Genomic DNA, 16,866 nt, shown 5'->3' with positions numbered 1-16,866 from the left:
CTAGGTCACGTAGATCAGTGCCGGATCGAGCCCGAACGGGAGGTACTCGTCGAGGCGCAGCCGCAGGTTGGCCTCGCGCTGCACGTTGCGGAGCCAGGACCACACACCCATCTCCGCGCCGGACTCCGCGCCGGTGGCGATCTCTGCGGGGCAGCTGAGGCCCAGCTGGGCGTACCCCGGATCGGGATAGTGGGTGGATGTGAACGCGGGCTGCAGCGCGGCGCGGATCCGCTGCCTGTCCTGAGCGCTGAGCCCGTCGATCCCCAACGCGAGGTCGGGCTGGCAGCGGTGACGCCGGGGAGTGACCGAGCCGGGCACGACGTAGCTGAAGCGCATGCAGCCCTCCTGCGTGCGCTCGACCCGGACCGGGGCGGTGAAGATCGCATCGCTCGCCAGATCGAGGGTGCGCAGATGCACCGGCCCGATGACGGTCGCCTCGCGCAGCGTCGCCCGCGCCGCCGCGCCGTCATCGGTGCCGGTAGCCGCGATCGCCGCCGTGCGGACCCCGTCGACGACGGTCCGCGTGATGATCGCGCCGGACATCTCGGCCGGGAGCCGCAACGGCCCGACGATGCACGCATCGAGAACCAGGCGCAGCGCGGTGTTGCTGCTAGCGGCATCGATGCTGGGGGCCCGCGGCTCGGATGGCCGGCCGTCGTGGTCCAGTGACCTGCCCGGCACCAGCGTGCAGTGGGACAGCCGTAGCTCGCCGACGCTCCCGGTCAGCAGGACATGGCCCTCGATCACGAGGCCATCGAGCGCGACACGGGCGTCGGAACTGCCCCCGGAGATCGTCACGGTCCCGACCAGGGTCGGCCGCCGCTCGTTGGCGGCCTGCAGGACCACCCGCGACGCGGCCGTCACGTCGATCGTCAGGTTCTCCACATAGGTCCGGTCGTCGGCGATCTGGATCACGACCGGGGGAAGCGGTCCGATGTCGGCGCTCGCCTGCCACTCGCCGACCGCCTCGGCCACTGTCCCGTAGTCGGCGGCGGCGCCGGCGACCGTGATCGGTTCGGGTCCCAGACCGCGCGGGTCGGCGACGGTGTCGGGGCCCCAGCCGGCGTAGCGCGAGTGGGTGGGCTCGGATCGCCGCCGGTCGTACGGACCGCCGCCGATCGCCCCGGCCGAGCCGTAGTGGTACTCGACGGTGACCTCGGAGGGAGCGGCGTCGGGTGCGAAGGCCAGACGACCGAGCCGCACATCGATCGCGACGGCGTCCGATCCGGCGGCCGGCGCCTGCCACGTCGAGAGGTCCTTGCACACGACCCGCTCGGCGGCCACCTCCGCCCCCTCGACGAAGACCGCCAGGCTGCCACCCGACCGTGCCACCCGGGACGTGGTCACGCACTCGTCGAGCTCGGCGCCTGCGAGCCCCGCCGCGCCGTAGTACACCGACTCGCCGGGCGGCCTCTCGGGAAGGAGCTGAAGGTCCCGGTGCAACGCCAGTGGCCGGATGGGACCGGGCACGAACGGCTCGGTTGCCACGCCTGTCTCGTCGCCCTCCCGGCGCCACCTGGTGAACAGGGGGGTGGGCGCGCCGAGTGAGCTGAAGTGGAACAGATGCCCGGGACCGGCCCGGCGCGGCTGGGGTCGCAGCGTGTGCTCCGTGCCACCGGCGTCGGTCAGGACCACACCCTGCACCGGGAAGCTCTGAAGGCGGTACAGGAAGAAGCCGATGGTGCGGATGCTGTGCCAGCCCTCGACCGTGCGGGGTGTGCGGATGTCGACCGAGTGGGAGACCTCGTCGAAGGGACCGTCGATCCGGTCCATGCGGTCGATGTCGCGGATGTCGGGCCATCCACCTCCCGTGCGGATGTGGTCGACGTGCTGGGTCCAGCCGAGCAGCTCGAAGAACTCGACCGCATGGGCGCCCCAGCCGGTCACGTCGCGGGCCAGCTCCTCGAGCATCGGCAGCGTGCCCTTGCGTCGCCGGTAGTAGATGGTCCGGGCGACGTCGACGCGCCGTCGCGAGCCGACGTCGTGGAGCAGGTTGTTGGCGACCAGGTCGCCGAGGTACGGGATGACCCAGTCCTGGCAGGTGTCGATGAAGAAGTCGTCCCACAGCCGGTCGACGTTCTGGCGGACGATCTCGGCCTGCTCGGCGATCACCTGCAGCAGGGTCTGGAGCGGACGGCCCTCGTCGATGTCGCGTAGCCGGTGGAGGGCCGGGAGCAGCTGGTAGAGGCGGTTGCTGCCGATGGCCGTCATGACGTCAGACCTCCGCTGGTGTCCACGGTGAGGTCAGCGGGGTCGAGCACGGCGAGTTCCGCCGGCACGATCGCAGCCGTCTCCGGGTCGTGGCGGGCGGGCAGGATCGGAGCGTGCACCAAGGGTGCCGGGACGAGGGACGGCCGCGGGAAGAGCACCGTCGGGATCGTGACCGTCGTTGCACCGCCCGCCAGCGGGGGGCGGTGCAGGACGGGCGCCGGTGGGGGCGGGTGGGACGCCGCGTCCGCCGCGTCCTTGTACCGCAGCTCGGTGATCACCGCCGAGACCACGCCCGTCGCCTCATGGATGACGGCGTAGATGTCGCTGGAGTGCACGGCTTGCGCGAAGGTCCGCGCGTCGTAGTCGAAGTACGCGGTGATGGCCTCGGCGACCGAGGCCGTCACGTCGTCGTTCCGGTGATCGGGCTCGGCCTCGATCGTGACCGCGACGACGAAGGGCACCGGTCGGTACTCCCCCAGCCGAAGGGCACGGTTCGGGTCGCGTCGCAGGTCGAGATAGGCGCGCACCTCGGAAAGCGACCCGAGCGGCGCACCGTCCTCACCGCCGACGGTGACGTGAGCCACGCGTTCCTCGCCGTCCCAGACCCAGGTGGCCAGGGCCTTGGCGACACCGGCGAACTCCCGCGCCAGGTCGGCGAAGTCGCACAGCGAGATGGCTCGGTCGAACGTGCGGACGGCGTCGGGCGCGTTGAGCCTGGCTTCGTCCGTCGTCTGGGGGTCCACACCGCCGTCGGCCGCCAGGGGGTTGACGACGCCCGCCAGACCGGCCGGACGGTGGAGCGCGGTGGTGATCTGCCCGGCACGCACGTTGCCCTCGCGGCCCAGGCCCTGCCGATAGGTCGCCACCACGTTCGCGCGACCGGTCGGCAGCCGTGCGCCGGTGCGACCGTCCCCGAAGCCCACCGTCATGCTCGCGTCGTCGGCGATCTCGGTGACGTAGACCTGGTCATGCGGTCCGGCGCCGTGCAGCCCTGGTCGCTCCAGCCAGCGCACGCCGTCGACCAGGATCTCGAGCGTGTTGCGCGCGCCTCCGGGTGCGAGGGCGTCACTCACGTGCGTCACAGGGTGCTTCGCGAGCGGCAACGTCTGCAGCGTGACGGACGCGTCGCCGTCGCCGATCGTCTCCGCCGGGATCGTCGCACCGTGGCTGGCCGGCACCACGTTGCCGAGCAGGTGGGCCGAGCGGTGATCCAGGTCACGGGTGGTGGCATCGGCGAGCCGCACCTGGAGGAACTCGGGCTCGTCGTCGGGGCTGTACGGCTCCGCGTCCCCGTCGACGGTCGTCCGGAGCGGCTTCTGGGCATCGTCGTCGAGCACCAGCGCGCGCCCGTCCTCCAGCGCCGCCACCTCGGGGTAGGGCAGAAAGATGGTGGTCGTCCCCGACGGGATCGGGTCGCGCGGCAGCTCCCAGTCCTGGAACTCCAGCTCGTCGAGCAGCTCGTAGACGACGGTGGTGCGAGCGTCGTGCTCCGTGCTCTCGTTGAGCACGAGCTCGGTGGCCGGGCCGGTCAGCGGTCCCACGGTGCGGGTCTGCTGCCCGGATGCCTCGACGGTCCGCAGGTGCGTGATCCCGCCGGCGTCGACGAGGACACGGCTGCCGACCTCGATGCCGTCGACAGCGCCGTCGAGGTGGATCCTGCGCCCGGTGCCGACGTAGTCGGTGGTCTCCTGGGTCCAGTCGAGGAACGCGCCAGTGGTCGCGGGGGACGCCGCCAGCCACGACGCCGGGGCTGTGTGACCGAAGACCCGGAATGCCCGGCGGCGCAGGAACGCTCGCTCGTGGTCGTGCTCCGGGCCGCGGGACCAGCGCAGGACCGGCCGCTCGTCGACCACGACGACCGCGTCGACCGCCCGCTCCTCCAGCCGGCTGCCTCCGTCGGTGAACAGCAGCGCCCGATCGCGAGGCGCCGGTACCGGTGTGCCCGGGACCAGCGTGGCGATCCGCTGTCCGGCCGACAACGGCGTCACCGGCAGGATGCCGCCGAAGACGGGTACCCGGTTGAGACTGCTGGTGGCGAGGAGGGCCTCGTCCGTCTCGAACTGCTGGGGCTTCTCGCCGTCGCCCGGGACGCTCTGCGCCCGCGTACCCGCGGGGAGAGTCAGCGCGGCGCCCTCCTCCACAGTGACCGCGAGGAGCGTCGCCGCGGCCACACCCGGCTTGGGGCGGTAGCCGAGCAGCCCGGCGAGGCGCCGCACCGAGCTGCGCTGCCGTGCGGTCCGCAGCCAGGCCTCGTTCGCGTACCGCTCCTGGTAGAAGGTCAGGATGTCGGCGACGGTGGCCCACATCTCGAGGACCGCGATGCCGTAGTCGTCGCTGTCGCGTGCCGTCCAGCGCTCCAGGGGCCGAGCGGCCAGCCCTGCCTCGGCGGTCAGACGGCCGCCGAGGACACCGACCAGCTCGATCATCGCCTGGCGGAACGTCGGGTAGCTGCCGACCCGGTAGCGGACCTCGTCGAGAGCCGGCCGGTTGGCCAGCGTCTCGGGCGTGACGGTGGCCGGCGGCAGGCAGCAACCGCACGACCCGGCGACGTGCATCACTTGCCTCCCCGCATGTCGAGGTGCAGAACGCCGTGCTCGGGGAAGTTCGGGTCGTTGTCCAGGCGCAGCACCTCGAGCCGGCCGGCGGCGATCCGGCCGGCGGCGAGCTCCCCCGACGGCTGGACGCCGTACCGCTGGAAGGTCACCACCTCCGCGGAGTCGACACCCGGTACGGACTCGACCGCGGCGTAGACCCTGCTGAGGTGCAACGGCTGGCCGAACGTGAAGTTGTCGGGGTGGAAGAACCCGCGGCTGCCGTCCGGCCGCGTCCCGGCCGAGAGCGCGTCGCGGACCGCGCGCCCGACGTCGGCGCGGAAGTGGTCGAGCGCGGCGCACACGACCACACCGATCTCCAGCGCGACGTACTGCGGCGGGTCGATCTCCAGGTCGTAGCCGGCGAGCTTGTAGCGGCTGAGGTGGTTGCGCACCACGGCCTCGGTCGCCGGGGACAGTGTGTCGGTGCCGACGGGGTCCACGGTGGTGAAGACCGTGTGCCACGAGCCCGTCCAGCGGAAGCTCGCCTGCCCGTGCGAGACGAGCGGCAGCAGTTCCGCCGCCCGGGCGTAGTCGTCCGCGGTGACGGCGCGGTACGACTCGGCACGGTAGGCATCGGGGGCGAGGCGCTTGACCTGGTCGATCGATTCGTAGTCTTCTCCGCCCGATGCGGGCAGCGGGTTGCGTACCGCCCGGACGACCGGCGCGTCGGCACTCGGCTGCTCGGCTTCGAGCAGGTGCACGACGGTGTCCCGGCCGACGTTGCCCTGGCGCCCGTTGCCGACGCGGTAGTGCACGACCAGGCGGCTCTCCTCGCTGTCCTCGGGCAGCTCGGGGAACGAGGGCTGGCGACCGAACGTGCCGTCGCCGAAGCGGATGAGCGCCCGTCCGCCGTGATCGGGTTCGGCGACGAAGCTGCGGGAGAAGGGATCGGATCCGAGCAGGTCCGGTTCAGGCAGCCAGGTGAAGCCGGCGCCGTTCCCGTCGATGACCACGACCTGGGGCGCTGCGGCGCGGGGGGACAGTGCCTGCAGCTCCGCGACAGGGCCGCCGGCTACGAAGTCCCGGCCGAACCCGAACGTCAGGGGGGCGCCGTCCAGGCGAAACCGGTAGCCGATGCGCGAATAGCGGATGCGCGACTCGTCGGGCACGTGCTGCTCGGTCGCGGTGACACCGTGGTCGACCAGCACCACGTTGCCGCGGGCCACCGCCACCACGGGAACGGGGTTGTCGGCGAGGTCGGTCGTCGACACGCACAGCGGGAACCTCAGGGCGTCCTGCGGATCCCAGTGCACCCTGGTGACCGGCAGCGGATCGTCCGTCGCCTCGCGCGGGCCGACGCCGCCGTCCGCGTCCGGGTCGAGCGTGTACAGCGGGTCCTGCAGCGGCGTGTCGGTGCCAGGCTCACCGAGTGCGCTGATCCGGACGACCTGGCGATGGGTGGGGTCGGCGTCCTGGGGCAGGCCGGTGCGGACACCGCGTACCTCCTCGAGCAGGAGGAGATCGCCGCACCTGAGCGGGACCTCACCGACCAGGTCCACGGTGGTGGTCCCGACGGGGAGGCAGCAGTCGGTGTTCCCCCAGGTGTGGATCGGGACCTCGTTCAGTACGGGGTCGACGTGCGTGGTGTCCACGGGCTCGAAGGCTGCGTCGGTCGCCGCCAGCGCGCGGACCCCGAGTTCATGGGCGATCACCGATCCCGGCGGCACCGGCGACGCCGGATCGATCGGCTCACCGATCCTGGTGAGGAACCGAACGGTGCGCTCAGGGCAGCGGAGCGACCCTGCGGGAACGGTCCCGGCCGTCTGGACGGTCAGCTGCACGAAGGCCTTGGCGTTGCTGCCGTGGTGCATCCGGTAGTCGATCAGCCGCACGTGGCGAGCCACCGATTCGCGCTGCCGCGCGGTCTCCAGGTGCATCTCCTGGGCTACGGCGTCCTGGGCGTAACTGATGTGGTCGCCTTCATAGGCCAGCAGCTCGATCAGCGTCATGCCCAGGTCGGCCTCGTGGCGGTCGGTCCACTCGGGCACCTTGGCGGGGATCAGGTCGATCAGCAGTTGCCGGAAGCTGGCGTAGTCCTTGGCCATGTAATCGATGACCGGCGTCTCGCCCGGCTCGGGTGGACACACCGCACCGTCGAGGCAGTCGAAGTCCGACGGGCAGCCGACCTTGAAGCCGAACTCCCCGTGGTCGTAGACGGGATCGAGCACACCGGGTGCGTCGATCCGCAGCAGGTACGGCGAGAAATCACCGGCCCGGTCGACCGTCACCACCAGGTGGTCCTCGCCGTTGCCGTCGGTCGCGGTCGAGACGGCGAGCACGTCGATGTCGCGGATCCGTACGCCACCCTCGACGTGCACGTTCGATGCGTCGACCGCCGGTGGCGGGCCCTTGACGAAGTAGACGCGGATGTGCGTCTGGTCATCGAACGGGACCTCGATGGCGTCGATGCCGTCGAGATCGGAGCGGAGCAGCTGCTGCCGACGCTCCGGGTTCCCACAGATCAGGCTGGTCATGTCGGCCCGACCGTGGACACCGAGTGCTGGAACTCGGCGGTGCCCTGCGCGCCGTCGAGCACCCGGCGGTAGGCCACGTTCACCCGGAGCACCGCCTCCTCGGCGGCGACGTCGACGCGCTCGATCCTGACGACGTCGCCCAACCAGCGCTGCAACGCGCTCTGCACGGTGAACTGCGTCGCGATGGCGAGTGCCCCGCTGTTGGGCATGAACGCCATCTGCAGCAGGCCGCAGCCGAAGTCGGGCCGGTTGACCCGCTCACCGGGACCGGTGAACAGCACCTGCTGGATCATGTCCCGCACGTGGTCGTCGGCATCGGTGGCCGCCAGCCGTCCGCGACCATCGACATGGAACGGGAAGTCCAGATCCCGGGTCATGGATGGCTCGGGAACACGTCGTCGACGCGGATGCGGACGTAGCCGTCGTGGTCCTCGTCGTGCCGGTGGTCCTGGTCGTCGTCGGCCGTCCGGTGCGACTCGATGACGAACGCCTCGGAGTGCTCCCCGAGGTACTTGAGGAGGCCGCGGGCGATGCCCAGGAAGAGCAGCACGCGGTCGTCATGGCCCGCCTCCGGCAGCGCGGGGAGGCCGTGGTCGACGCGCACCTCGTCGAATGCCTCCTCCAGATAGGTGGCCAGGCTGTGCTCCCCGGGTGCGCCGGTGCCTGCCCGCAGCGTGTCGCCCATGGCTCCTCCGTGATCGATCAGCCGGCGGTGACCCGGGTCGACAGCAACCCGGGATCGGGGGGCGGGAACGGGGTGACGGGTGGAGCGGGGGTCACGGGCAGCACACCCGCCGCCGTCTCGCCGACGTGCAGGTGGGCGTTGAACAGGCTCACCAGCTGGCCGAGGTACTGCAGGAGCGAGTCGCCGAAGACCACCGGATGGGAGGCGTTCTCGACCAGTTCGATCGCCGGTGCCTCGACGGTCGCCGTGGTCGACGCCTGCACCACGACCCGGCCCTCACCGACAGCGATGGTCAGGAGGTTCCTGCCGTCGGCATCACTGAGCGTGATGGCCTCGTTGTCGTCGTCGAGTGCGACGATCAGGCCCTGCTCGCTGCGCAGGACCTTCAGCGCCGGCTGCGTCGGCTTGCCGGTCGCCTCGGTGGGTACCTGGCCCTCCCCCCACCACCCGCCGGTCCAGATCGGGTAGTCGGGGTCACCGCCTTCGAACTCGACCCAGACGCCGCTGCCGACGGGTGGGATGACGTGGAACCCGCTCCCGTCGCCGGTGTAGGGCAGGCAGGGCAGCGCCCAGCCGGTGGGAACGTCGCCGAGCACGGCGGGGACGTCGGCGCGGATGCGGGCAAGAGCCAGCGGGTCCTCGTTGTCCCGGACCATGCCGCGGTACTTGCCGTAGAACCGCGTGCGCGGCCCTGCGTTCTCCGGTGTTGCCGACACGGTCGGCTCCGTTCGGTTCGTCGTTGCCGTCACGTCGGTAGTCCCAGCTTCGGCAGGAAGTCCTCGCGCCCGGTTGCCGTCACCGCGTTCCGGCGCAGGCTGACGTGCTGGGTGTAGCGCTCCCCCTCGATGCGGTGACGGACGGTCTGGACGTAGTACGTCCCGCTGTAGGTGGAGCCGGCACCGCGCAGCAGGACCGGCCCACCGGTGCGCAGCACGTCGCCGTAGATGGCCGTGTCGAGCTCGCCATCGACCGTCACCGCCCAGGTCGAGCGGTCGACGGCCGCCTGCGTCAGCGTCTGCAGCGCGCCCGCCTGGGACTCGCCGGTGCTCCGCAGCAGCGTCGTGCGGGGACGGTTCCCGTCGAGCAGGGTCGTCGCGCCGAGCTCGGTCAGGTTCCCGGCCGTCGACTCGGCCGGCTGCCGTGTGACGGTGCGCGCGTCGACCCCGGACGCGGTGGCCGCTGCGGGCCGGAGCATCTCGTACCGCGCTGAGAACGTGCGCAGGGTGGAGACCTCCCCCATCGCGACGCTGAGCACACCCTGGGCCGGGTCGTCCACCGCGGGACGGTGGAAGTGCCCCTCGACCACCCCGGGTACCGGGCCGGGGCGCACGTACACGTCGAAGCCGTTGCGCTGGGCGAGGTGCCGCAGGAACTGGATGTCGGTGTCGCGCTGGATCACCGTCGTGTCGACCTGGGTGCGCACCGGCTGGGTGTCGTCGACGACCGGGGCCAGGGTGTACTCACCGAGGATGGCCGTGGCGATGGCCGAGTCGGGCATGTTCGGCCACTCCCGCACCTTCTCCTCGAGGTTCATCAGTGCGGTGGCGTCCATGGCGATGACCGTGAACGCCGATCCCCCGGGGTCCTCCGACAGGGACAGCTCGGTCTGGACGACATAGCCGTCGAAGACGACGGCTGGGAGGCCGGTTCCCGTCGCGACCAGCAGTTGGACGCGGCTGAGGCGGGCGAACGTGCCGTCGTCGGCGAACAACCACTGCTCGCCGTCCTCGCTCAGCGCGGTGCCGAGATGCAGCCGGAGCAGCGCCGCCTTGCCGAGGTCGTCCTCGCACTCGATGTGCTCGATCGCGTCGATGATCTCGGCGGCCGCCGGGGCGTCGTCGATCATGACCGTGTAGGTGATCCCGGCCACGGGGTCAGGCCTCCGACGCCGGGATGTCCAGCACGCGACCGGACCGTGCGGTCAGCTCGTCGGGCCACACCGCGAGGTTGGCGTCGCAGATGCGCCAGAACCGCTCGGCGTCGCGGTAGTGCTGGAAGGCGATGTGGTCCAGGCGTTCGCCTTCGTCGACGACGTGCCGCCCGAGGGGTGACGTCGGCGGGATGGGCCGGATCGCCTTGTACCGGATGATGCGGCCGTCGGGCGCCACGTGGTCCACCGTCGTCACCTGTTCGTAGCGACTGCCTCGGAAGAACATCGGAACCTCCTAGAAGGGCAGCGAGCCGACGATCTCGATCGCGGTCTTGACCTGGTGCACCGCCGACAGGACCTCCTTGGACACGTGGTGCACCACGGAGACGCCGTGACCGATGGACTTCGGCTCGAGATCCCGGTACGTCAGCACGCCCACGTCGATGCGCACCTCGGCGCGGATCGGGTTCAGCAGCTGGTCGAACGCCTTCTCGGTGAAGGTGAAGCCGGTGAGTCGCACCGGCACGACCCGCGCCGGTCCCCACACCAGCAGGGTCAGCGGCGCGTCGGTGGTCGTGATCTGCCGCGCTCCGAGCGCCGCCCGGACCGCGTTCGCCAGGATCTGCTCCGATGGCGGGTACAGCAGCAGCTCCAGCGTGGCCAGCGCCGGGTGCAGCCCGGTCAGCACGGTGTCGGGGTTCTGCCCCGGCTGCTCCAACTGGTCAGCCGCGTCCAAGACGGCCGTCATCGAGATCTGCTCGTCCGGTGGCCCCGTCACCTGGAGCACCTCCTGCGCCGCGGACGACCCACCACCGGCCGACTCGCCCCCGCTGGCGCTGCGCTGCTTGAGCGTGCGCGTGAGGTTCTCGGGGTTGTACTGGAACACCACGACCGTCGGCACGCCGGGGATCAGCTGCGACCGGAACGCGACCAGCGCGCCCTTCAGCAGCTTCGGCCGGCCGGTGAACTCAGACACCATCCCGAACCAGCCTCTCGAACATCGTGATGGCTAATTTCACGTCTCGCCGTGGCAGAACTCCGCCGCGGCGACAGGGGCGGTGGGCCGAACGCCGCAGCAACCAGCAGGACTCGACCCCGGTTCACAACACAATTCCAGATCGCATCATGACGACACCAGCCACACCAGAAGCAAGGAAAGCAGCGCCATGGCCATGGATAATCCGGCTAACGCCACCGGCCCGGCTGACGTCGATGTATTGGCAAATCAGGTCGCCCAGCGTCGCCTCAAGTCCTTCCACACCATTAATCTTCGCCATTGACAGTCGCGGCTCCGAGCTGAACCCGCGCTGGCTTCGCATAACGCCAGTTGGTCTCCGACACCGGTCTGCGCGGATCTGTTTCCCGTAGGCCCGCTCGCTTGAGCCTCCCATTGAACGCAGCGATCCGAAGGCGTCGGGCGCCGGGGAGTGCCGCGCCCTGTATGCCACTGTCACGCACGGGGGTCGTAGTGGGGTTCTCCCATTCGAGCATTGCGCCGCGGAAGCTGCACCATTCCAGTCGTGCGCCTCCCCGCTCGACCCCTGCCATACGCGCCTGGCCGCAGTCTGCGGCCACGAGTGTTGCTTGGATGGAGGACGCATCCTCACGGCGGATCTCTCGCGAGGCGACTTCCTCCAGCCGCACGCTGTCGAGCTGCGCTTCACGCACGTCCACACCGTCACCCTGAACACTGATGAGGGTCGCGTTGGCGATATACGCACGCGCGACTCCACTCCACGCCCGTCGTTCACTCGTGCCACGAGTTCACGCTCCGCCGTCCAACGGCTGCGCAGCCATGAAGCGTGCTCTACCAGACGGACCTCAAGCTTAGTCATCACTCCTCATCACTCTGCTGATCTGCCTCGATGACCCGCATAGCACGCTCCGCTCCGACCGGATCAAGCTGCGCGAGGTCTGGCACAGAGGTGACATGCTTCAAGAGATCGAACCTGCCCATTTGCCGGAGAAGAACGCGCACCTCATAGAGCGTGTCCACCGCCTCGCCGTTACTCATCCTGGTGGCGTTGAGCAGTACAAGCGGGGCTGGTTTGGTTGTTGTCAGCTCTTCGACAATCGAGTGTGGATCAGGGTGGCCCTTGACGTCCCAATCGCGCCCGAGGCCGTCAATAAAGTCGCCACCCCCGTGAGGATCACGGCGGACTGGGCCTGGTAGAATTCCCAGCCTCTCCGCCTCCAATGCACCCTGAGCCTCCATCACCGAGTTGTTCGTCCACTTTCCGCGCGCCGGAATGCCAGGCTCGAAGGACAGCTCCCTACGACGCTTTTTCAGCAACTCCTCCGAGCGGCCCTGACCTAGGATGTCACTGCCATCCAACCAGGCCCGTAGGTCCGGGTCGGTCACTTCCTTGGTAGCCGAGTGGCCCGTCTGGATAGCTTTCCGCTCAGCGTCCGCCATCTTTTCTCTGAGGAATCTGTCGCTACGCTTTGCCACCTCGGGGTTCTGCGGTACTCGTCTCAACCACTCCACGATGGCGTCAGGCAGCCTCTCAACGACACCATCAGGCAGCCTCTTTCCGACCACATCAAGCGCCTCGCGCAGCATGGTCTTAAACAGTGTGACTGCAGGCTGCAACACAAGGGTGAGAGTGGGATCCACAATCCAACGGTCTATTGCACCGAAAACCTCATCGATCAGATTGACCTTTCGCGCCCATCGCATGCCAGCCTTACCAACACCTTTGATTACGTCACCCAGGCCCGGTATAAACGCCACGACGATTAAAACTAGGTTCGACCACTCCCATGGATCGTTCCAGCCGCCCTCGAAGACAATCTTTTTCAACGATGCAAGCAGGTCCCTGACGTCTGCGACCTGGCCGGCATAGGGTATGAAGCCCACGGCAATCTGCCCCACCGTGGACCAAAAGGTGGGGTCCTCGTAAAAGTCTCCAAGCAGCGCTCCCGCAAGGAACTGCGCGGCCCAGTTCAGCTCGTCGCCGGTAGGCTGATCCTGACCGGTCTCCCCCATCTCGGGCTCGACGGGGCCGTTGCGCCGGACTGTCTCACTGCCGGCCAACCCGGTTCCCCGCGCACGGCGATCTTGAAGCACATGCACTAACTCGTGGGCGACAAGGCGACGTCCCGTTCCCGACCAGGGATCGTATTGGCCAACGCCGAACGAGATGCTTGAACCCAACGCGAACGCGCGTGCATTCAGGGCTCGTGCGCGCGCGGCATCTCCGGACCCCGTGTTCACACGCACGTCACCGAAGTCGACGCCGAAGCGTGGCTCGAAGAAGCCACGCAGTGAGTCGGGTAGCGGCGCTCCGCCACCGCGGTTCCGACCGGTCGCCCGCTCGGTCGGCTGGCGAACGCGTCCGCCGTTGACCGCCGTGGTCCCTAATCGCTCCGCCGGGAGCGCAGGCCGCCACGCGATCTTGTCGCCGACGCAGCCGCCCGCGCAACGCTGCAACAGTGACGGGCCCAGGGCGGGCATACGCATGACGCGATTGGCCATTTCATCCGCCTCATGCTCTAACGGGTCATTCGTCGCGCCGACCTTCAACTTGGCCGGAAGCGTCGCCGACGACCGTGAGGCTCGTTCGGCGGAGGCGTTCGTCATCACTCGCGTCCCCGGCCGCGGACTTCTGCGGCGATGCGATGAGCGACGTGCCGCGCGACGTCATGGCCGGTTGGCGCGGGCGGAGGGACCGCCTCGGTTGATGGCCGGCGCTCCAGCTCGGCGGCGATGCGGGCCGGCAGCGCGGCGGCGTCCTGCATGTCCAGATCGACGCCCCGCAGCACCAGGCGGTCGATGCGCACCGTGTCCACGCGGCCAGTGCGGTCAGACATGACGCACCTCGGCGTAGCGGCCGAACTCACCGGCCGTCGGCAGGCGGTCGAGCTTCCGGTACTCGTGGGCAGCGGCGTGCATGACGTGGTGCATGTCGACGGGTCGCCCCTCGTCGGCGGCGGCGAATGCGGCGTTGACCGCGATGGTGCGGATGTTGCCGCCGGCGATCTCGAGCCGCGCCAAGGCGTCGAGATCCAGATCGACCCGAGGCGTGTCCGGAGGGAACACCGCCTCCCAGATGCGCCGGCGGTACGGCGGCTTGGGGAAGGGGAACGCGACCAGGAAGCGGATGCGCCGAAGGAAGGCGGGGTCGAGGTCGCTCTTGCGGTTGGTCGCCAGGATCGCCAGCCCGGCGTAGTCCTCCATGCGCTGCAGCAGGTAGTTGATCTCGACGTTGGCATGTCGGTCGTGGCTGTCGCGAACCTCGGTCCGCTTGCCGAACAGCGCGTCGGCCTCGTCGAAGAGCAGGAGGGCGCCGCCCTGGTCAGCGGCGTCGAAGATGCGCCGCAGGTTCTTCTCGGTCTCGCCGATGTACTTGTTGACCACCGCCGACAGGTCGATGCGGTACAGATCGAGATCTAGGTCGGCGGCCAGGATCTCGGCGGCCATCGTCTTGCCCGTCCCGGGCGGGCCGGTGAATAGCGCGCTGATGCCCCGCCCCCTGGAGAGGCGCTCGCCGAACCCCCAGTGTCCGTACACCCGCGCCCGCTGGCCGACCTGCGCGGCGATCTGTCGCAGCAGCGTCACCTCGGCATCGGGCAGCTTGAGATCGCTCCAACCGGCCGTCGGACGGATCCGCCGGGCGAGCTGCCCGAGCTCGGATCCGATGAGCGTCCGGCACGCTTCCCAGAGGTCGTGGTCGGTCAAGGAGCCCGAGGTGCCGGCGGCGACCTCGGCTGCGGCATGCGCGCGAGTGACGGCGCGACGCACGCCGTCGGGGCCCAGGGGGAACTGCTCGACCAGCCCGTCGAGATCGAGTTGCGCGGCCGCGTCGCCGAGCTCTTGTGCCCACAGGTCGGTCCGCTCGGCCGCCGAGAGCAGCGGCACGTCGACCGGGATGACATCGGTGTCGGGATCCCAGGGGTCACGGCTGCCGATCGCCAGGACGCCTCCGAGGTCGGTGATGATCTCCCGCGCGGCGGACTCCAGTGCGGCGTCGCCGCCGACGTTCTCGGGGGCGTCCACGTACAGCAGCGCCGGCAGCAGCGCGGCCTCGCGTTCGACGAGCCGAACCAGGTCTCGGCGCTCGGCACGGCCGGCCGCGCGCTCGACGTGCAGGCGAACCGGGTGCATGCCGAGCTCCTGTGCGAGCGCCACGGCGACGGCCTCGCGGCCCTGACCGGGTGGCCCGACGAGGTTGACGCGCGGTGGCGCGTTGGTGTCCGGCGCGGTCAGCCAGCCCGCTATGCGCAACGCCACGGCGCGATGCGCCGCGACCAGTGGCACCTTCGAGAGCGGCTCGACCAGCCCGGCGAGGCGCTCGTCGAGGCGGTTGCGTCCACACAGGTAGTCCACGACCCGCGGGTCGAGCCGCAGCGGCCGGCGCGATGCGGGCGTCGCGTCGTCCCCAGGGGAAAGGATGCGGAAGCGCCGGACGGGTGAAGTCGACGCGTGCAGCACCGCCACCTCGGTGGCGGAGTGACCGAACAAGGCCCCGACCAGGCCCGACGTCGCGCACGCCGACCGCGGGTCGTCGTGGACCGCGGCGAACTGTGGGCCGGCGCCCGGGTCGAGCTCCACGGCGAGCGCAAGGACGACCGCCTCGACCTCGATGTCGCTGAGACCGAGCGTGCGCCGCAGCGCGGTCATCGCGGCAGGCGCCCCGAGGGCATCGAGCTCGTCGTCGAGGTCCTGCAGGCGCTGCCGATGCGCGTCGATGGTCGCCCCCGGGTCACCCACCTGATCGCCGCCCGTGTCGTGCTGTCGGCGGAGGTGACGTTGCGCGCGCAGGTGCACCAGGTGCAGCAGCGCCTCGAGATAGGCGTCGTGGACCTTGTCCCACGTCGTGTCCGCCCCGGCGCTCACCGGGTCACCTCGAAGCTCGCGGGGTCGATGCCCTCCGCACCGTTCACGCGGACGCGAACCGCGTAGACGCCGGGGGCGATGGCCGGCACGGTCACGGCCACCTGCGTGGCGGTCGCGCCGGGTTCGGGCGCGATCGCGTGATCACCGACGAGGACGATGGTCGGTCCGCGGTCGGCGAGGAGCCGCTCGCCGGTGATGGTCACCGTCGTTCCCGCGTCACCCGCCGCCGGGAACGTCGACCGGACCATCGGGACCAGCACGAAGGCCGCCACGTTCGAGCGCATGACGGCGATGTCGCGTGGCGGCTCCCCGATCGGGACGTCGCCGACGAGCTGCAGTCGTTGGATGCCGGCCTGCAGGGCCGGCTCGTCCGGCACCTGGACCAGCACACGCGCTGCCGTCGATGGCTCGGCGATGGCGCCGCTGGCGTCGACGTCACCGAGCAGGACCCGCCGCCCCGGGTACAGCCGCGCCCCCTCGATGACCAGGGTGTCGCCGATGCGGGCGTGCGGCATGGACTCCACTGCCTCGGCAGCGGGATCGTCCGCCGTGCGGATGACGCCGACGGCCGTGATCTGCGGCCGGTCCAGCGGGACGGCGTAGACCCGCGGACCTGCGCCGGGAGGTGCACCGACCGGTCGCGCGATCTGCCGGGGGACCGCGGACTCGAGTTGCACCACGGTCACGAGATAGACCACCGCCAGGCGGAGTGGCGAGGTCGTCGCGGTCCAGAGGTTGGCCAGCTCCTCCGTGGCGAGCGGCTGCAAGGTGACCTTGAGCAGCTCCACCTCCTGGTGCAAAGCCGGATCCAGCACGGGGTCGTCCTTGGCGATGACGGGGTGGTCGTGCAACGTGACCATGGCGTCGCCGAGCACGCGTTGTGCACCGCGGGTGTCGGCGCTGTCGAGCCCCATCGCGGTGATCAGGTAGTGGAGGTCCAGCGACAGCGGCGGGCGGCCCAGCGACAGCGGTCCGCCCCGTCCCGGAAGGTCCTGGTTCTTGAGCGCGGCGTTCTCGGTGACGCGGTAGAGGAACAGGTTGACCCACGGCCCGTCGGGCGTGTCGTCGTCGTCCGGGTGGAGCGTCGTGACGTCCGTGAGTGCGGCGTGCTCCTGCATCCGTTCGAGCAGGAGCTGCCGGACGGTCTCCGTGACGGCCTGGATGCCGGTAAAATCCGCCATTCAGTCGTCCCA

14 protein-coding genes are annotated in these 16,866 nt (G+C 70.1%); all 14 read right to left on the bottom strand.

The features are described from left to right. The 14 genes from ACWIX3_RS10870 to ACWIX3_RS10805 all read right to left on the bottom strand — a co-directional run bounded on the left by ACWIX3_RS10870 (position 1) and on the right by ACWIX3_RS10805 (position 16,854). Positions 1–2,211 carry a hypothetical protein gene (locus tag ACWIX3_RS10870; RefSeq protein ID WP_448612088.1) on the bottom strand — a complete coding sequence of 737 codons (2,211 nt, stop codon included), beginning with the start codon at positions 2,209–2,211 and terminating at the stop codon, positions 1–3. Continuing rightward, positions 2,208–4,766: a putative baseplate assembly protein gene (locus tag ACWIX3_RS10865; RefSeq protein WP_448612087.1), complete on the bottom strand. Its 2,559-nt coding sequence runs from the start codon at positions 4,764–4,766 to the stop codon at positions 2,208–2,210. The genes ACWIX3_RS10870 and ACWIX3_RS10865 overlap by 4 nt, the downstream gene beginning before the upstream one ends. Further along, a complete protein-coding gene (locus tag ACWIX3_RS10860) occupies positions 4,766–7,279 on the bottom strand; it encodes a hypothetical protein (RefSeq protein ID WP_448612086.1) in 2,514 nt (837 codons plus the stop codon). Before ACWIX3_RS10860 ends, ACWIX3_RS10865 begins: the two co-directional genes overlap by 1 nt. Then, positions 7,276–7,656, bottom strand: coding sequence for a GPW/gp25 family protein (locus ACWIX3_RS10855; protein WP_448612085.1), 381 nt, complete (start codon positions 7,654–7,656; stop codon positions 7,276–7,278). Before ACWIX3_RS10855 ends, ACWIX3_RS10860 begins: the two co-directional genes overlap by 4 nt. Continuing rightward, positions 7,653–7,964, bottom strand: coding sequence for a hypothetical protein (locus tag ACWIX3_RS10850; RefSeq protein ID WP_448612084.1), 312 nt, complete (start codon positions 7,962–7,964; stop codon positions 7,653–7,655). The genes ACWIX3_RS10855 and ACWIX3_RS10850 overlap by 4 nt, the downstream gene beginning before the upstream one ends. A 17-nt stretch (positions 7,965–7,981) precedes the next feature. Further along, positions 7,982–8,680 (bottom strand): phage baseplate assembly protein V, encoded by a 699-nt coding sequence (locus tag ACWIX3_RS10845; RefSeq protein WP_448612083.1) that lies wholly within the window; start codon positions 8,678–8,680, stop codon positions 7,982–7,984. Positions 8,681–8,709: 29 nt separating this feature from the next. Beyond that, on the bottom strand, positions 8,710–9,834 hold the full coding sequence (locus ACWIX3_RS10840; RefSeq protein WP_448612082.1) for a phage late control D family protein: 1,125 nt from the start codon (positions 9,832–9,834) through the stop codon (positions 8,710–8,712). Between the two features lie 4 nt (positions 9,835–9,838). After that, entirely contained in the window at positions 9,839–10,120 is a 282-nt protein-coding gene (locus ACWIX3_RS10835; protein WP_448612081.1) for a LysM domain-containing protein, read from the bottom strand. A 9-nt stretch (positions 10,121–10,129) separates the two neighbouring features. Then, positions 10,130–10,813 (bottom strand): hypothetical protein, encoded by a 684-nt coding sequence (locus ACWIX3_RS10830; protein ID WP_448612080.1) that lies wholly within the window; start codon positions 10,811–10,813, stop codon positions 10,130–10,132. Between the two features lie 121 nt (positions 10,814–10,934). Then, positions 10,935–11,111: a hypothetical protein gene (locus ACWIX3_RS10825; protein WP_448612079.1), complete on the bottom strand. Its 177-nt coding sequence runs from the start codon at positions 11,109–11,111 to the stop codon at positions 10,935–10,937. A 557-nt stretch (positions 11,112–11,668) separates the two neighbouring features. Continuing rightward, positions 11,669–13,417 (bottom strand): eCIS core domain-containing protein, encoded by a 1,749-nt coding sequence (locus ACWIX3_RS10820; protein WP_448612078.1) that lies wholly within the window; start codon positions 13,415–13,417, stop codon positions 11,669–11,671. Further along, positions 13,417–13,626: a hypothetical protein gene (locus ACWIX3_RS10815; RefSeq protein WP_448612077.1), complete on the bottom strand. Its 210-nt coding sequence runs from the start codon at positions 13,624–13,626 to the stop codon at positions 13,417–13,419. The genes ACWIX3_RS10820 and ACWIX3_RS10815 overlap by 1 nt, the downstream gene beginning before the upstream one ends. A 13-nt stretch (positions 13,627–13,639) precedes the next feature. Then, on the bottom strand, positions 13,640–15,673 hold the full coding sequence (locus ACWIX3_RS10810) for an AAA family ATPase (RefSeq protein WP_448612076.1): 2,034 nt from the start codon (positions 15,671–15,673) through the stop codon (positions 13,640–13,642). Beyond that, complete coding sequence (locus ACWIX3_RS10805; RefSeq protein ID WP_448612075.1) at positions 15,670–16,854, bottom strand: DUF4255 domain-containing protein; 1,185 nt, start codon at positions 16,852–16,854, stop codon at positions 15,670–15,672. Before ACWIX3_RS10805 ends, ACWIX3_RS10810 begins: the two co-directional genes overlap by 4 nt. Between the last annotated feature and the right edge of the window lie 12 nt (positions 16,855–16,866).

The organism is Geodermatophilus sp. URMC 60, from assembly GCF_053502585.1.
The sequence above is the reverse complement of the archived record's forward strand: the minus strand, read 5'-3'. Positions and strand labels throughout refer to the sequence as shown.